General features: G+C 55.3%; 8 protein-coding genes. 1 reads left to right on the top strand and 7 read right to left on the bottom strand.

The annotated features are described in order from the left end of the window. Positions 1-41: 41 nt before the first annotated feature. The 7 genes from mads8 to mads1 are packed head-to-tail and all read right to left on the bottom strand — an operon-like array spanning position 42 to position 17,151. Positions 42-5,501: a methylation-associated defense system ATP-binding protein MAD8 gene (mads8, locus tag P3T40_RS02870; protein WP_429266178.1), complete on the bottom strand. Its 5,460-nt coding sequence runs from the start codon at positions 5,499-5,501 to the stop codon at positions 42-44. Beyond that, entirely contained in the window at positions 5,498-7,180 is a 1,683-nt protein-coding gene (mads7, locus tag P3T40_RS02875) for a methylation-associated defense system protein MAD7 (RefSeq protein ID WP_429266179.1), read from the bottom strand. Before mads7 ends, mads8 begins: the two co-directional genes overlap by 4 nt. After that, positions 7,170-11,321, bottom strand: a complete 4,152-nt coding sequence (gene mads6 / locus P3T40_RS02880; protein ID WP_429266180.1) for a methylation-associated defense system protein kinase MAD6 — start codon at positions 11,319-11,321, stop codon at positions 7,170-7,172. Before mads6 ends, mads7 begins: the two co-directional genes overlap by 11 nt. Further along, entirely contained in the window at positions 11,321-12,745 is a 1,425-nt protein-coding gene (gene mads5, locus P3T40_RS02885; protein ID WP_429266181.1) for a methylation-associated defense system restriction endonuclease subunit S MAD5, read from the bottom strand. Before mads5 ends, mads6 begins: the two co-directional genes overlap by 1 nt. Then, positions 12,745-14,769, bottom strand: coding sequence for a methylation-associated defense system DNA methyltransferase MAD2 (gene mads2 / locus P3T40_RS02890; protein WP_429266182.1), 2,025 nt, complete (start codon positions 14,767-14,769; stop codon positions 12,745-12,747). The genes mads5 and mads2 (P3T40_RS02890) overlap by 1 nt, the downstream gene beginning before the upstream one ends. Beyond that, positions 14,766-16,844: a methylation-associated defense system DNA methyltransferase MAD2 gene (mads2, locus tag P3T40_RS02895; protein WP_429266183.1), complete on the bottom strand. Its 2,079-nt coding sequence runs from the start codon at positions 16,842-16,844 to the stop codon at positions 14,766-14,768. The genes mads2 (P3T40_RS02890) and mads2 (P3T40_RS02895) overlap by 4 nt, the downstream gene beginning before the upstream one ends. 31 nt (positions 16,845-16,875) lie before the next feature. Then, positions 16,876-17,151, bottom strand: coding sequence for a methylation-associated defense system helix-turn-helix domain-containing protein MAD1 (gene mads1 / locus P3T40_RS02900; protein WP_429266184.1), 276 nt, complete (start codon positions 17,149-17,151; stop codon positions 16,876-16,878). Between mads1 and P3T40_RS02905 the strand changes: the two genes are divergently transcribed. Further along, on the top strand, positions 17,150-17,578 hold the full coding sequence (locus tag P3T40_RS02905; RefSeq protein ID WP_429266185.1) for a helix-turn-helix domain-containing protein: 429 nt from the start codon (positions 17,150-17,152) through the stop codon (positions 17,576-17,578). The two genes, mads1 and P3T40_RS02905, sit on opposite strands and share 2 nt — an antisense overlap. Position 17,579 lies beyond the last annotated feature (1 nt).

Genomic DNA, 17,579 nt, shown 5'->3' on the forward strand with positions numbered 1-17,579 from the left:
TTCCGATCCAAATCGAACCCGCTATTCGCATGCCTGACTGGTCAACGACGATTCGATATCGCAGTCTTTGTGCCGCCACCGTGCTGGGTAATGCGAGGGCGGCACTTTATCTTCATCGCCCCCTTTGTAAAGGCATCGTCGGAGGCTTTGCTCGACCACACGTACGCCTCGCCAGTTCCGAGATGACTCATTTTGTCTGCAGTCAGCTCACCAAGTGCGGCGTTCGCCTTCTGGATGTGTTTAAGCCAGGCAGGCGAGTTGAATTTGTGCATGATGATTTGTGAAGACAACTCGATCAAAGACACGGGGACTGATGGTGGATCCTGAGATGCCACCATGATGCTCGTTCCTTTGTGACGCATCTCGCGGACGACTTCAACCAGCCCCGAAACCAGATCATCGTTTTCGATGTACTTGTGGGCTTCATCGAAAACCACAAGCTTGTTAAAGGCGCTTCCCTGGTAGGTCGCTTCCGAGAAAATCTGCAGCATCACCACGAACAATCCGAGCGCCTCGTCCTTTTCGATGTACTCATCACGCAGATCCACGATGATCAGCCGGCCTGGACGAATGAGATCCTGAAGTCTCTGGGTGTCGTCGATGTATTCACTGGCAAACAGCAGACGCGTTTGAGCCAGCTCCTTCAGATGGTCGGACAGGCCCGAGTTATCAATACCAGTTCGGAGGGCGTCCAAGGTCAGGTTATCCCGTAGGCTCCTCATGATGATATTGATTTGGCGCATATACATGCTCTGGCTGCCAATCGCGCCCATCAGGAATTTCCAGTGCGCGGCCTTTAGCTCGGACGCAGAGAAGGCAATCGGCTTCACTTCGATATCTGGATATTCGGCCCGACGATCGTCTACCTTGTTTGCAGGCGTAAGAATCAGCACATCTTTCAGCGCTGCGGGATTGGCTTGGTAACGATCACGAAGGACGCGGATCTCCTCATCCACCGAGTTCGCGTTGGTCATCGAGGTAAATTCCGGCGCATAGTCCTGCGTCGGGCTGTAATGGAAAATGACTGTGGCAAGTGGGCTTGGCAGGACATTAACATGCGCAAGGGGCATGGAGGCCATCTCGATTACCGTACCAAGAGTGTAGCTCTTGCCGCCGCCTTGGACACCAAAGAGACTGATTGTGTGGGTGTGGTTCAGATCCAGCGCGACCTTCCTGCCGGAGACCTCTCCGAGTAACCCATACTGGGGCGAGTCGCCATTGACGCCAAGCATGATGTCATAGCTGACCTTAGAGTGAAGCGCCGTATCAGTTATCGGCTTCTCTGGCGCATCGGGTTCAACAGGCACTTCGGGCACGGCAGCCACGACAGGCTGCCCGTCTGTTGATTCCCTTTCAGGACCCGTGGAAGTCGGAAGTGTGTGACCGACAAGGTTCTCCCGACCTTCTTCCCGCTCAAGTGCTGTCGCGAGCGCTTCCTCAGCGCCCAAAGGACCTGACGACGTAATTGGCGCGTCGGGCTCATCGCCCAACAGTTCGTCCACAGTCCAAGATGTTGATCGCGCTCTCTTAGGCGCGATAAAGGCCGCGGTCGCGAGTTTCGGCACGTGCGGGATTACCTGCTCGCTGAGAAAATGAGCAGTGGACTCTTCCTCAATCTCGGCCGACACAGACTTGCGGCAGTTTTCCAACAAAGCGTGTATGAGATCCTTGCCTATGCGGTGGAATTCAATCCCGACCTCGTTGTCCGGAGTCTCGGTTCCAGTCTTGTCGAAGTCGAAGATCAAGGCGCAACGCCTGAATTGAAGTGCGTAGCCCTGCTCGATAGACTCGAGAAATCCTCGCGCCTCCTGTGCAGCGGTGGCATCAAAGATCCCATAGCGAAGAGATCGCTCCAGATAGAAACGCAGGATCTGCGCAAGCTCTCGACTTTTTAGCAGCCTATCTGGCCGGTCCGGCTTTTTCAGGGCTGGATCAAAGTGGCGCTGGAGAATGCGCTCACTCTGATTGATTTGACCGGAAATCCGCTCCTTCAGTTGATTAAAGGCCGCAAAGTCCCCCACCTGCGAATAGCATTTCACCTCGACCAAGTTGCAGATGATCGCCCTTGCTTTCAGATCCAAGTCAAACAGCGCTAAGTCGGTGCGCTGCAGACTGATGGCATCGTTGACATCGTCGGATTCACCACTTGTTCGGTAAAGGTCGGTGTGCGCATCCAAAGGAACAATGATCTGATCACTCAACGCGCCCTGATATTCGAGATAAAGCCGCGCCAAGGCCAAGCCGAGCGCTTCCGCCTGTTGTGTTCGCGCTGAAATCAACTTCAAGGCAAGTTGGCCCGAAAGCGATCGCAGGCTTGCCAGAAGCTGAATCGACTGCTCGCCGTCGGCAGATAAGCCGCGCTCAAGCAGCACTGGTTTCAGCATTGCCTCCAGTTCATCGTTCGAGCGCGAGGAGATGATCAGGTTGTGCGTGCCCTGAGAGCTGGCTCCCGGTACATAATCAATCAAGTAGTCCGGCCTATTTTTCCGTCCGCCATGGTCGAAGAATTCGATTCCCATGTTGCGGTCAATGGTGAACACCCAATCGCTGATCTGATGGACTTCATATATCAATTCACGTTGAGCCACGTCCAGACCAAGGGTTACGACAGGGACGGCCTTGAAGCTAGCACCAGAGGCCGCGACCGCTGACGTCGCAAAGCACAGGTGGCGGCTCAGTGACGATAGCAGGTCAAAACACGCCGCATGGCTATCCGCGCTGAGAGAGCGTCCGACAATCGGTCGCTTGTGCCAGAAGGTACCGGAATCGTCATCCACGAATTCTGTGTCGAAGTCCTGTATCAGCCCATGCAGTGGAGTCACCCCCATCGGTTTCTCGGCAATCGAGAGCTTCTCTGCGGGAAACACGTCCAGCATAACGCTGATGTGCGCAGGGAAGTCCTTCGCATTACTATGGAATTCACTCAGTGCGTGCTTGGCCAAGTTCATCTTGGAGAACAGATGGCTGCCCGTTGATGTTGCAAACGCGTCGGAAGCCTCGTTCACCGTAGCCCCAGGGTGCAGCATCGATTCAAGTGCCGCACCCAAAACCGGCGAGTCGGAATCGGAGGTAAAGAGGCGTATGTCGTATCGCAAATCGGCATGCTCACGCTTTTGCTGTAGTGACAGCAAAGCGTCCGCGATCACCGATCCAGCCCCCGGATTGAAGATGTTTAGCTTCAACTCCCGAACATATGGATGCTGGGAGAGGTAGCGCTCGATCTTGTCCGCGATAATCCTTCCGGAGATATCTCCCCCCGCAGTCGAGGGCTCAGCCAGACCCAGAGCCGAGCAGATTTCGGCCATCAGGCCGCGTGAGTTTTCCTCGGTTGTCGGGGCATAGAGCGCCCAGAAAGCATTTAGGTTGTCAACCGGCGTAAATATACGGCCGTCTTCGACAGGCACGCCAACTGGATAGGCAGACGGCGCAAAACTGTCCAGCAACGCGGACCGGACATAGGGAACGTGATCCTTTACGCCTGCCTTGATCTTCCCGATCCAGTCCTTGCCCAAGGTGACCCAGCTGCTCAGCCACAAAGCGCGAAGCGGATGGGTCGGCGAGACCAAAACCGCCTCCCGATGCCTTCCTCTGAAGTCGGTCAGAATGACGTGAATGGAATCCACGGCCAATATATTTCGGAGTGCTTGCAGGTGCTGCTGGCGCTCGGCACCGGATGTCGTCTCAGCCTGCCGGATAAGACCCCTTACCAAGTCGAAATACGCCTCGGCGTATGCATAGCACTCCCTCTCGGCGTCTCTTAACGAAAGGCCTTGCATGATCAGCTCAGCAGTGTCCTTGCGCACTGCTGCGAAGAACTCTTCGCGGGCAGCTAAAAAGGAGGACATTGCGGCGGAAGATGGCAGAGCGACTCCAACCTCGGAAGGCAGCTCGGCCGTATCCAGATTGATCTGCATTCGCCAGCCCGAGGGGTGATTGGGCTCTGCCAAAATGCGTTGTTCAATGTTTTTGAGCATGCGCGAGAGCGGAATCTGCACAGCGCCCTCACGACCGAATTTCGCCAGCAAGGCTTCCTGACGGGAAGCCTTCTTAGAATGGCTGCCCTCAGCCCAAGCGACACCGCTGATTGCGATCTCGTCCGGATCGCGCTCATCCCCCAGCGCGATCAATTGCAAACGAAACCGAGCGTGTTCCAGACTCTGTTCGATAGGAATTGCCCGTTGCGGCGGCTCTTCCTCGATGCTGCCGCCAGGCAGGACGTAGAAAGGTTCACTCTCATAAGAGCGTTTAGCTCCCTCGGAGCCGGGATCCGTTTCCAGCGGAATCGGATCACCATCGGCCGTCCACGGTAGGACGCGTATGAAATGCCATCCCTCGTCGAATTCAGTTTTATTTAGCTTGTCCAAGCCAACCGTGCATTGCAAGCGATTCGGCGTCCAACCTTTGACCTTCTTGGACTTTCCAACCGGACCATCGCTCTGTGAAACGATCTGGACCGTAAAATGATCAAGGCCGCTGACCTTGGCCGGATGAGGTTTGACCTCGAATACCACATTCAGCTTGCGGCGGTCGTTGGGAACTAGAACCTGTTGCCCAATCAAGCTGGAGAGCTGGCCGTCAATCTCATCTTCCCGTACGACAGGCAAGTCGGTCTCTAGAACCGTCAGCAGGACTTTGTCCAATAAGAGCTCTTCTTGGAACGTCCATTTATCGAATGAAATGCTCCACCAGCTTTTCTCTGTCGCGACAGGAGGCGTCCAGGATTCCGGCTCCTGAATGTCGTATTTCTCGAAGTAAGTTGAAAGGCGCGACTCGAGCGCTGTGTCGCTAAGTCCCAAATCGGCGATGCGCCCCCGAACCGACTTATGTGAGGTCATCAGGCTCCGGACGCTACCGAGGTTCCTACGAATCTTGCCGCTGACCGTCCCGAGATCGCCAAAGAGCTTAAAGTCTGGAATCAGCGTTAACTCATACAGACTGGCTCCAAGTGTCTCGCCATCAATCCCGTTTTCCAGCGCCGTAAGCAGATAACGAACTCGGGAAACATCGTCGGCAAAAATCCATTCCTCTTCAGTGAGGAGGCTCAAGAGATCACGCACATGGCCAACCAAGGTAGCCGGGATCCGATCAAGTAGTGAGTCGATAAGGTCTTCGTAGATGGCAGTGAAGGTCAACTCCTCGAAGGTCGCCACGCCAAAGGAATCTTCCGCACTGGTGCGCAGCGAAGTCGGAATGAAGACCAACAAAGGCTGACGCAGCTCTCCGTTCGCATCAGGGTTGCGCAACTCCACCAGTTTGGTAGAGGTCACCCGGAACGGCTGGTTATCCTGATCGTGGCCGCCCAGGATAAAAATGTTGCCATCGGGGCGAGTTCGGCGCAGATCCTTACAGACCGACCCCATCACGTCGTCATCAAGATCGGTGACTCGCATGCAGTGACCCGGGCCTCGGTCGCCCAAGATCGCTTCAATGTGTGGGCACAGCAGCCCAGCAACTGCCGCATTCAATTTTTCCGTGGAGAGCTTGGTGAACGCGTTACTCATGCGCGCCTCCCGTTCTTATCTGATCCATCATTTCTCGCAATTGCATAGCGGGGTGATACCTTTTGGGTTACGTAGGCATCCGACAGATCCTCGTAGAACCCGATTTCGCGCAAGCGACGCTTGAAGGCTTCGAGATTGAGGCGCAACGCGCGTCTATCCAGGATGTTGCTATTAGTCTGGGCTCCTTCTGGTAGCCTATCGATGTGAAGACCATAGCGGTTCCTGAGGAATGCCAGCAATTCTTCAATGCGGACTTCCCGTGTTACGAAACGTCCACCGTCCTGGGTGAGCACGGCCACCTGAAGCAGCACCTCAAGTAGCTTGCTGCCCAATACAAACCGGCGTGCACTTCCCTTGGTTCGGGATTGAGCCAGCAAGCCGTTTTCTTTGTTCTTCAGCAGGAGCGAGTCCAGGCATTGGGTGATGTACTGGCGGTGATACTTGCCGCGATACGCCATCAAGATTTCGATGAAAGATTCGAACTCACTGAGACCCATCGCTGTGACTTCTCGGATTTCCGGATCGATGTCTTCGTTCCCAGCGGTCGACTCTTCAATCAGGCCGGCCAGTCGAAACTTGAAGTAGGCTTGCCGCTCAGCATCGTGCTCAGACTTGAGGAGGGAAACCAGGTCGCCGACACTGAATACGCCACTCCCCGGTGTGGCAAGCTTGCCCGCCTTTTTGCTCATGTATTCCGCCATCTCATCAAGCTTCTTGACGACAAAATTAGCCTGCACGAAGGCTGGAATCTGGCGATAGAGACGATCAGTGGACTTACTGGCCAGCTCGGCCATATGTGGATTATTGACATCGCCCATATCCACGACCAGCGACACTCGATAAGGACAGCCCTCCAGCGCGTTGTCGAAGCTCGCATTGATTGGACATTCCTTGGTGGCGCAGAGATCATTACCGGCGCGCTGCTTCACCATCTTGGGCAACATCTGCAGCAGCTTAAGGTGATAGAGCGCCAGATGGAACGCCATCAGCGTCTTGAGGTATTCCACCAACACAGAGCGCGGAATATAAGGCTCGTAGGCTAGAAGCCGCAGGATGTCGTCGGCCATGATGTCGGCTTGGCCAATACACAGCGGCTGGAAACGCGAAGGCTCCTTGGAGTCCTTCATGTCCTGGGTTACCTGGTGATCCAGACGCAGAATTGCTTGCGTCTCGACATCCACGGATGCGCTGGGATCGTATCGATCAGTTACCAGGTCGATCCCAGGGAAGAAAAACCGCTTCAGAGCGTCTCGAACGGCCTGGCCTTTACCCTTGCGAGCGTAGAAAAGCATCCAGTAGATTTGTTCTGCCGCGCCATAGTCACGAGTGTGCTTCGCATTGCGAAATTTATAGGTATTCCCGTGCAGTGGTCTGGGTGCGGCGAGAGCCTGGTTACTTTTGCCCCGATTGACCATGTCCATGAGATCGGTTTCTATCCAGCTGCGAACCACATCCGGGTGTTTGTCGAACCCAGAAAACCACTCTGGATGCTCCAGAAAATCCGCTAGAAACTCGTCGACCGAGAGATCGCCCCCGCGAGGAGGTCTGCGGCTCGCATAACCATCGTATTTCAGTCGTGGAAATAGCATCGTAAGCACACGATCCATCTCGATGTGCTTGAAATCCAGGTAGGAAACTTTCGGGAGCCTGAACTCTTTGTCTCTTCCCTTAACTGACATGGTATTCAGCTCCCTTCTCCGAGACCTTCATTCTCAAAACACCGTTATCTTCTCGATTGATCTCGTAGAACTTGTAGCCTGTCTTTGTCAGTAGCACCTGTTTGTAGGGCACAGAAGCTAGCAAGTTTTTGAAAACCGCCAAGCTCAGGTAAAAGCCTTCTTGCTCCTCGATACTGGGCAGGTAGCCGTTGTTCAGACGCATCAGCATTTCGTAAATGTCGAGGTTGACGCGCAGTGTGGCCTTGTGGCCGCTAACTGCCTCATAGCACAACACTAGCGCTTGGGATAGGCATTCCAAAAAAGGATGTGACGCTGCTTCTCGCTCGGTGCGGAGCGTGAAATGCGCGCCATCAAATAGCCTGTAGCTGCGGATGGTGCCCTGTTCCACCTGGCGGACGCGAAGCGCCAGTTGGTTTCCTAACCGTGCCGGATCGCTCAGACCTTCACCCCGATTAATCGCGCGTAGAATCGTCGTAACCTCTTCGCCGTCTTTTGCGCCCGGCTGTTCGATAGCCTTCAGGAAGGGGTCGATGCTTCCGTAAGGCAGCATTTCCTTCCAGCCGATGTCACGTCGCTCGAAAAAATGGCGACGGCGCATATGCGAGAGGTAGTTCCGGTGCTTGGCGATGAGTCGAGCGCGGTTCTTTGACGAGTAATCGCGAGGCAGATTGCGGAACAACGCTTCGACCAGTTCGTCATCGTACGCGGTACGCTCTGCAAACGAGAAGCGGCTCATCACCTTTGTCGTCGGATTCAAGAAGCCAAGCTCCCTGTCCAGATCTGGATTGCTAACTTCGGCAACGTCGATCTCTCGCAACAGGGAAATCAGACGGTCATTGGATCCGTCAGAGCCGCCTAGCCATGAGTTGAAGTAGAAGCCATCAAGGATACGGTTCTGGGTTTCTTCGCCACTGCTCTGATAGAGCTGGTGAATACCGTCGCAATCCCGAGTGCCAACCAGCATAAAAGCCAAGGCCGAACGCAGATCGCGCATGGTGATGTGCAAGCGGCCGCGCAGGTGGGCAATGGCGAGAAGCATTTTCAGACGCTCGGTCACCTTGGGGCCGGCAACTGGGTCCTGGAACGTCCTGGCATTGTGGTAGGCGTAACACTTGCCCTTGAGATCGCACTTCTCGCACGCGTGCCAGTATTCCTGCTGCGTCATGCGTGAGATCAGCCGCTCCAGAATCGAAGGCTGATCGTCCGCCGGCTTTGCCACTACCGAGCGAAGATTGAGGTTGATGATGATAACGCCGCTCTCTGGAGCGACTCCGGCCAATCCTTGATGAATTTGGTGTGCAATCAGCGGGAATTCCTCCTCATGCTCCAGGAAGAAATCGACTAGTCGGCCCTCGTTGATGGCGATCAGCCGGGTTTGATTCTGGGGCCATGCCGATGTGTCTTTGCCTGCGAAGGGAGCAAAGAACTTCTGCAGCACCGCATCATTTCGCTCGTCACCTTCATCCTGGCTGCCGTCGTAATTGCTCTGGTAGGTGTGGCCCTTGAGCTGAAAAACGGCACCATTGGCGCCACGCTGCATCTGGGCACCCTTGCTCGCGGCAAAAGCCTCGAACTGCTGGATGAACGCCGTTTTACCGTCGCCAGCGTTTCCGCTGATGATCACAAGCCGGAATTCACCCTTAAGCAGCGCAGGCTTGAGCTTCTCGTCCAGGTAGGTCGGCACATAGGTGGCCTTGCCAATCTCGTCGAGGCCACGGGTGCCCGCGTTGGATACCTGGCTCTGGCTGTAAAGCGTCAGCAGGTGAGTGACAAAAGGATTGCTGTTGGGTTTGCTCGGCTCGAAGCCCTGCTTGGCCACTACTTTAAGCCCGGCCCCGATCTCGCCCGTGGTCAGCACCGAACGGTAACGTTTGACCTCCGCCAGAGCGATCAGTAACTCACCTGCCGAGGCGAAGCGATCCTTGCGCTCCGGTGCGATCATCTTTGCCAGTACATTGACTAGCGAGGAGCTGAGGTCGGCGCAGCCTTTAAACTGCTTGGGGTCCTTTGGCTGGGTCTTGATCTGCGGCGTGGGCTCATCGAACGGATACTTGCCGGTCAGACACTCATAGAAGGAAATGCCCAAAGCATAGAGATCGCGATCGATGCGATCTGCCGCATCCGGGTCGCCGGAATAGTCGTAGTCGGGCGGCAAATAGCGGCGCGTTCCGCCACCACCTTGGACGTCGTCGTTCTCGGAGACCGCGACATTGAAATCGATGATGCGGACGCCCTTGTCTGTCCACAGCAAATTGGAGGGTTTGACGTCCTGATGATAAACACCGTGCTTGTGAAGGTGGGCCAGCCCGTCGGTAGCCTCGCGCGCGATGCGAACGGAATCCTCTAGTGACAACGCCTCCGCCTCGATCAGATCGGAGACGTCCAGACCTTCCACATACTCAAAGACGATGTATGGCGTCTGCTTGGCGTCAGCCATGCGATCCGCCCAGATCACTTTCACCACATGCGGGTGATCAGGCAAATTGGTCAGGGTCTTGTATTCGCGGCGCAACCGTTCGTATACGCTGCGGCGGTCCCTGGTCACCAGCTTGATGACGCGCACCACGTCACCTAGGGAATCGAATACCTTGTAAGCGACACCGAAGCCGCCACTGCCAAGCTTCCTCTGGATGCGGAAGCGATCGGCGAGAATGAAATCTTGCGATAGGTTTGTCAGGTCATCGGGAAGTCGTAGCTGCGCAATCGCCGGCCCGCCGGGGTCCGGAGCAGAATCATTCTTGGCTTCAGGCAGAATCAGATCATCCAGCATCTTGCGGGCGATCGCTGCACTGATATGACGGTCCTCGGGGTCAAACTCGCAGAACTTCTGCAACCACACGTCAGTCCCTATCGGCAAGTCCTGCTTGTGCTCCGACGGTTTGATGGGGAATTTGCCGTCGGCCTCCATCATCTGATCGACGTTTTCAAAGGGCAGTTCGCCAGTCAGCAGTTCGTAGAAGATCAACCCGGTAGCATAGAGGTCGGAAGAGATACTGGCCTGCGTCGGATCCTTGAAGCACTCCGGAGCCTGATAGGCGGCATCCAGATCGTCTACCACCTGATTAGCAATCGTGGAGGTTCGATTCTTCCCCACCCTGGCGAAATCGAATCCGGTCACCCGGGCTTGGCCACCCTTAGTCACCAGAATGGCGTCAGGTGTGAGGTTGCGATGAATCACTTCGTGGCGGTGCGCGTGGTCCAGCGCCGACAGTACATCACGCATCACCTGAAGCTTCTGGTCAAAAGTTAGCGCCAGCGAGGTTTTGCTGATGTGCAGGCGTAGCGCTTGGCTCGGCAGATCCTCGGTAACCAGCACCACCTTGTCTTCATCGTCGGTGACGAAGAGATCCTTGACCGCCAGCACATTGGCGTGAGTCGGCATATGCGCCACGGCGCGATAAGCGTTACTGATCTTCTTAAATTCATCCTTGCGGGCAGCCTCATCCTGGTAGGGATCGGCCTGATAGACGCGCAAGCGAGCCATGCCTCCACTCTTGCCCAACAGGTTGTGCTTGGCACGGTACTCTGTATAGCGGTCGGTGCCACCCAATTTCTCTTCCACCTGCCAGTCGCGGAACACCAGCGCGGCGCTCTTAGGTCTAGCATTGCCAGTAATCGCCTTGGCAATCTGGGTGTGGAAGCGAGTAATGCTATCCAGGCGGTTATCCGGGATGCGGCTGGTATCGCGGAAATACTTCAAGCAATGCTTCAAGTCGGTCACATCAGGGCTATCAATACCTGCCTGATCGAACACGGCCGCGTCATCGGCGGTCAGTAGCACGGCTGCATGCACGTGGGCCTTGCGCAGCTCAGTCTGTCCTGGATTGCTGTCACGGATGAAACTGGCCATCACTTTTGCGTGATGACGCAGTTTGGCCAGGGGAGAATGGAACGGCTGCCGCCCTTGGGGATACCACTTGGAGCCGTACACATCGATATTGCCACGCGTCCCTTTGACATCCACCAGGTACACCGCGTGAGGCGCCAAGATGGCGATGTCGATTTCGAACACCTCCTGACCCTGCCGCATCTCGAAGTTGTGGAAGATCAGCCAGCCGTCGGGGAGATGATCCCGAAGGAAACCGATTGCTTGGCGTTCAGATTCATTCGCGGGTTGCCCGATAGGTACGGCCTTCGCCATTAGCGACCTCTCTCTTCGATGGTGCACTCGACGATAGCTACGGCCTCATCTTCGGCATCGATCGCATCATCAAATTTCTGATAGGCCGCTCGAACAATTGTATCGATTTGTTCCGCTTCTAAGCGGTCAATAATAGGAACGGGCATTTGCCTAATCATGCTGGGGTGAAAGTCCTGTTGCATGCTTCCGATCTGATATCCCTTGCGAATTCGGTAGGCGATTTGCGAGTTCAGGTATGCGAACAGAGCTCCGCGTGGAATTTTATTTTCATCCGCAATTACTCGGAGAAAATGTTGCGAATAAGCGTAGTTAAGCTTTTTTCCAGCTATGAATTGTGCTCGCCCAAATAAATCATACTCACCCGCGCATCCCTGAGCGGCAATCATTATTGCTCCATTCGGCGGAAATAGCAGCTTATCGTCAGGAAGATACTTTTTAGCTATCCATCGACCATCAGGCCTTAGATTAAAACACTCTCCTTGTCCGATGAGTTCCACCCCAAATTCAGGATCCGCATCGATTCGTTTAAAACGCGGCCCACTTCTGAGTGTTCCAGGCTCAGTTAACTCAATAAGTGGCTTCCAGGCCGGAGCTTGTTGCTTGACCACTCTCTCTAAATTTTGGTTTACAGGCAAATAGTTCATTGCCCGCAATGACATTTTGCTTACCGAAGATGAAAACCCCATGCGGCCAGAGTTCGAATGCCAGTACTCTGGAGTAATGTCTTCAATGAGAGCCGCGGCCAAATATCTTTCTGAAGCTGCCTCAAGCTCTCGGTTTGCTTCACTACGCAAGTCGGCAGCCTTTTGTATCAGCTCATGAACAGCAAACTCGATATCACCCAAGCGCGGAACTGGGAGATCTGCGATATGACGCGGTTCGAGATGCGTGATTATAGAACCATATGTTCCGGAAATTACCAGAGGAACCCCGAATTTAGTGCAAAGATAGGCATAAATGTAACCCGGGGGCACCAGATTTTTATCGGGGATGATTCGCAGAACGTCCTCCGTACATGCCATCCCTTTCATGTCTTTGCGCGAGTATGCCATCTTGCCAATGGACCCAGATCTTGTGATCAGGGTGTACTCATCTTCAATACGCAACTGTCGATTCTGACTCTCGGCCGATTTGGCAATATACGGCACTGCTCTTAGGTCAGACTGGGAAATGTCTGTACTTGAAAGAAACTTGTAACCATGCTCAGGGATATCAACCCAGAGCCGTGTTATGCGGCCTGGGTTAATAATTCCCGAGATTCCACCCTCGGTTAAATCTTGGAGATGCTCTGTCTTGGCGCGAAGCCTAATAAGCAATTCCCGAGCCTCCACAGCTCCCGACATGTATGGGCCACAGTCAAGCCGACGCGCTTGTCTCTCGATCCAAGAACTTGGCACAACTTTACATTGAAATTTTCTGCTCATTACGTCACCTCGCCGGTCGCGCGGAATTCTTTGTATTTCTCTGCCACCAGCGGCAGCTCGTCATGCATGCGGCGATTACGACGCGTAAGGCGGCGAATCTCCACTTCGCCGCCTTCGCGAACCCGCTCGATCACTTCCTCGTCGAAGACCAGTTCCTCACCATCGGGGGCTCGCTGGAAAAGAAGATTACCTCGGGCATCGACACCGGCCCGATCCACCACGGCCATGAAGACCTTGTAGTCGGGATGCTCGGTGTTGGTCAGCTCTTCATGGCCGCGGCGGCGCAGCACCAAGAAACTGGGCAACGCAGGCGTCAGGCCATAGTCCCTGACGGTCACCTTGAACGGCTCAACCGGCAGGTCAATTGAGGCCAGCACTTCGCAGTGGCGCAGAATCCACCAGCGCACATATTCATCGCCGGGGTTACCCAGCAGGCCATCGGGCAGCAGAATGCCCACGCGGCCAGTGCCTGGCTTCACCCACTGGAGTGCACGCTCGATAAACAGCACCTCGGGTGGCACCCCAGCAGTCTTAAGGTTGCCTTCATTACGATACCCACCTTCTCCATCGGCGCTCCAATCATTGCCAAGTTCATAGCGGCCCAAGATGGAGGTATCGCTGACAGTGTCTTGGGTGGAGAACCAAGGGTTGAGGAGAACCACATCCATACTGCCCAGCGGTATCGCCGGGCGGGCAGCCTCGATGCCATCCAGGTCGCCGTCTGGGAACATGCGGGCGTCGATGCGGAACACCCGGCCAGGATTGCCAGTGGTGAACATGAGGTTCATCCGGCTGGTGACAGCCAAGAAGGGGTCAATGTCGCAGCCCAGGGCATTCCTCGCCGCCCAAGCGGCGGTTTCATTTTGAGCGTGGCGGATCTGTTCGGTGGTGCCTTCTTCCGGCGTGGTGCCTAGAGCGGCCAGCTTTTTCTTGAAGATGTGCACCGCCGTCATAGCCAAGAAAGTACCGGTACCGCTGGAGCAGTCCATAACGCGTTCGCCCGGTTGTGGATCAAGCATCTCCACTGCCATCTCGGCGACGTTGAGCGGCGTCGGATAGCGCCCTTCGCGTCCGTCCATCACGCTGCGTGCGACCGCGCGGAAGGCCCCGGTGCGATAGCGGGGCTGGGTTTCACTTAGAGAGTAGCGGGCCAGTTCCATCACCACGCGGGCGGTCTCGTGGGGGGCGAGCGTCAGGTCCCAGCCGCGCGTGAGCAGGTTCGGTTGCCAAGCCTTGGCGGCAGCAATAGATTCGCTGATGCGTCGGGCTATCGCCTGCTGGCCCTCCACGGTGAAAGGTTCGTCGCCCTTGATCCAGAACTTTCGGTCGGCGATGGCCAGCGTCTCGTCATGAATCTTGGCCAGCATCAGCACGGCCAACTGCTTGAAAGAGTCCTTATGATCGAGGCCGAGATTTCGATTCAGATACTGGCGGCAACGCAGGAGAGCGTCTTCCAAGCCCTCCGCCTCGGCGCTAACCTGAATGACGCCACCAGTGCGGTCGAGATCGGCGGTGCGTTCACCCGGCACCGGCCAAACTCCCAGCGGCTTGGGACGAACCTCGAAGCGGGTGCGCTCGACATGGAACAGGAAGTCTTCTTGTCCGTTGGTCCACATGCCTAGCGTTGCGCCCGGGATCAACTCCAGCAGCTCCTTGAGTTCGCGCAGATCGCCCTCGGCTTCGGCTAGCGAGCGAAGCTTGTCGCGTTTCTTCTGGGGCTTGCAAACGATAATGCGCTGTAAGTTGTCGTTGTTGTGCTCGGAGTTCGGGCGGAAAGCTGCGATATCGATGCGCTTGCGCCCCTGGCCCGGGATCTGCGGGTTGTAGTTGACCTCCAGGTGTGCTCGATCAAACCCGTAGCTTTCGATGAGTTGGCGCAGCACCTTCTGCATCAGCAACTTTTTAGCTGAAGCGCTCTCCTTGTTGCCGGTCAGAATATCGATGAAAAAGTTATCCGGGCCGTTTCCCTCGGAGGCACCCTGCTCTTGCGCATTCTCGTTGAGATCATCGTCCTGATCGCTCATCTTGCTGCCACCCTTTTCTCCCGTTGTTTTTCGTTACGGCCCGTCGCACGTTTCCCGGCGAGTGGCAAATCGTCGTATGCTTGCAGAAACTCTCGATACTTCTGAGCGATCACGGGTAAATCATTGTCCTCGATCTTTTCCTGACGCGTCAGCGTTCGCTCCACCCAGCCGCTCTTGCGATGGAACCGCTCGGTGAACTGCCTTGGCTCGAGGATCTCTTCGCCTTCCGGCGTGCGCTTGTAGAGCTTATTGCCACGACGGTCAAATCCAACCTTGTCTGCAACCGCCATGAAGACGGGGTATTCGTCAGCGCCGCCTAGAGCTTCGGCACGCTTTTCCTCTTCGCTCTTGCGACGCAGGAACAATAGGCTGGTGAGGATGTTGACGTTCGCTTCGGCAATAAAGGCTTCCACCGGCAGGTCGACCGAAGCGAGCACCTGAGTTTCCCGCATAATCCACCAGCGAATGTATTCCGCCGCCGGATTGCCGAGAACGCCATCGGGAAGCACGATACCCATGCGACCGGTGCCGGGTTTGAGCCACTTAATACAACGCTCGATAAATAGGATCTCGGGGGCTACGCTACCCTTCGGCACGCCAGTATTGCGGAAACCGCCTTCGCCGTCCGGCTCCCAGTTATGCGCGAGCTCGTATTGCTCGAGAATGTGCTTGTCCGTGATCGGAATGTCGGAGCCGAAGGGTGGATTGGTGGCAATGATGTCAAGTGAGCCCAGCGGAACGTCGTTCTTAGCGCTGGGCAGGTCCGCCAGATGGCCCAACGGAAATTCGAGCGAGTTGATGTTGTATATATGTCCACGACCGTCACCTGCAAGCACCATGTTCATCTGAGCTGCGCGGATCAGGAACGGGTCGAAATCGGCGCCAAACACATTGGCTGCCGCGTACTCCTTAAGCCGTTCGTGGACGGTCAGAAACTCTGTCGTGCTTTCGTTACCTGCCTGGGTTTTCTGCTCAACTCTAAATTTCTTCAGCATGTGGGCTAGGGTTGCGACCAGGAAGCCTCCGGTGCCACAAGCGGGATCCAAAAGCGCTTCGCCCTCTTTGGGGTCGAGCATCTCTACGACCAGCTTCACCACTCCTCGTGGAGTGAAATATTGGCCTCTGTCACCACGCAAATTGACACCCACCAGCTCCTGATATGCAACGCCCTTAGCATCGACATCGGTCCGAGTGAAATCATACTTAGCCAGTTCAGAAACGATAAAAGCCAAGGCGCGGTCAGAGAGAGCAATCTCCTCGTTGCCGCGAAAAATGTTTTTGAACTGGCTCTTGACCTCTGCAAAGAGCTCCTCGATGCGCACGCGGATGGCCTTGCGCCCCGCAGGCTCGAACTGTTCCCTGGGGCCGGCCCAGAAGCGACGCTGCCACGCTTGACGCTGTTTGGCACGCAGGTTCTCGTCGTGCATTTTGCAGAAGATGAGGTACAAAAACTGCCAGAAGGCGGCATCCTTTGGCATCCCTTCGTTGCCGTGAATAAAGTTGTGGCAGCGGCGAAATGTAATCTTCAGCATTTCGTTGTCAGCGACGCGCGTATGCGCGTCCGAAGCAACGTCCTTGGTGCCAACCGATTCTTCCGCCATCGGCCAATCGCCAATAGGACTGCACTTGGTTTCAAACCTGCCCTTCTGTTTCTCAAGGAAGAAAAACTCAAGGCCATTGGTCCATAAGCCATACTGAACGGCCTCAACCTCGCGCATGATCGTTTCGATTTCGTCGAGATCTTTCGCGGCCTGTTCGAAATCACGGATTCGGGCGGCATTTTTTCCGACATTCGGTTCCGGCCGGCAGAGCACGGCACGGCCAAGGTTTTCAATGGTGTGCTCTTCACCATGCTGGAACATAGCCACATCGACCTTCTTGCGCCCGCCGATGGAGAAATCGAGCTTCATATCTTCAGGCGAGAATCCATACTCATGAATCAGGGCGCGAACTACCCGCTGGCGCACAAGCTCTTTGGGCGTTTCTTTAATCTGCTTACCCGACACGTAGTCGAGTGTGTATCCGGCCGGAATCGTGGTGCCCTCTACGTGGGCCTGATCTTTTTTTCGGCTCATGAAATGCTCCGTGAATTTGCTGGTCGTTTCATTATTTCTGCTCTCCGGAATCCTGGCTTGAATGCTTCTGTTGCTCTATCCAAGCGTCCAGATCCTTTCGGGAGAATCGCCATTGCCCCCTGACCTTGAACGCAGGGAGCTCTCCGCTTTGGGCCATGGAGTAAATTGTCTTTTCGCCAACTTTCAACAGGGCTGCGACGTCTTTGATCGTTAGCACCTCTTCGCCTTGCACTGGGTCTCTCCTATGACGGTGCTTGGAGCTGTCTGCCGACGCGCAGCACTCAAAGATTGACAGGGAAAGATACATGTTACTACTCGGCACCACTCTTTACCAATTCCGTTTAGTGTTGCGCAACACTAAACAGCAAGGTAAGATCTCCGCCATGAACAGCTTCGGCGACACCATACGCGACCTTCGAATAGCTCAGGATCTTGGCTTGCGGGAAACCGCGACCAAGGTCGGTATTTCGCCAGCGTATCTAAGTCGGATCGAACGCGGCAAAGAACGCCCCCCACGCCCTGAGGTCATAAAGGCTCTAGCCAAGACGCTTGCTGCTGACCCCGATGTACTGTTTCGACTGTCATCATCAACCGATCCCGAGGTCATCGACTTTTTGCATGACCAGCCAGAGGCGATCGCGCTCCTCCGATATCTCAAGGACACATCCTTCACTTCCGACGAGGTGGAACAACTTCTGAAGCTCGCCGAAAAAATCAAGAAGCCGGCGAAGTGAT

The organism is Paraburkholderia sp. EB58 (genome assembly GCF_050436665.1).
Taxonomy (GTDB): domain Bacteria; phylum Pseudomonadota; class Gammaproteobacteria; order Burkholderiales; family Burkholderiaceae; genus Paraburkholderia.

Excerpts from the sequence above, each read along its gene's own strand:
- mads8 (WP_429266178.1), bottom strand. The coding sequence starts at position 5,501 with ATGAGTAACGCGTTCACCAAGCTCTCCACGGAAAAATTGAATGCGGCA.
- mads7 (WP_429266179.1), bottom strand. The coding sequence starts at position 7,180 with ATGTCAGTTAAGGGAAGAGACAAAGAGTTCAGGCTCCCGAAAGTTTCC.
- mads6 (WP_429266180.1), bottom strand. The coding sequence starts at position 11,321 with ATGGCGAAGGCCGTACCTATCGGGCAACCCGCGAATGAATCTGAACGC.
- mads5 (WP_429266181.1), bottom strand. The coding sequence starts at position 12,745 with ATGAGCAGAAAATTTCAATGTAAAGTTGTGCCAAGTTCTTGGATCGAG.
- mads2 (WP_429266182.1), bottom strand. The coding sequence starts at position 14,769 with ATGAGCGATCAGGACGATGATCTCAACGAGAATGCGCAAGAGCAGGGT.
- mads2 (WP_429266183.1), bottom strand. The coding sequence starts at position 16,844 with ATGAGCCGAAAAAAAGATCAGGCCCACGTAGAGGGCACCACGATTCCG.
- P3T40_RS02905 (WP_429266185.1), top strand. The coding sequence starts at position 17,150 with ATGTTACTACTCGGCACCACTCTTTACCAATTCCGTTTAGTGTTGCGC.
- mads1 (WP_429266184.1), bottom strand. The coding sequence starts at position 17,151 with ATGTATCTTTCCCTGTCAATCTTTGAGTGCTGCGCGTCGGCAGACAGC.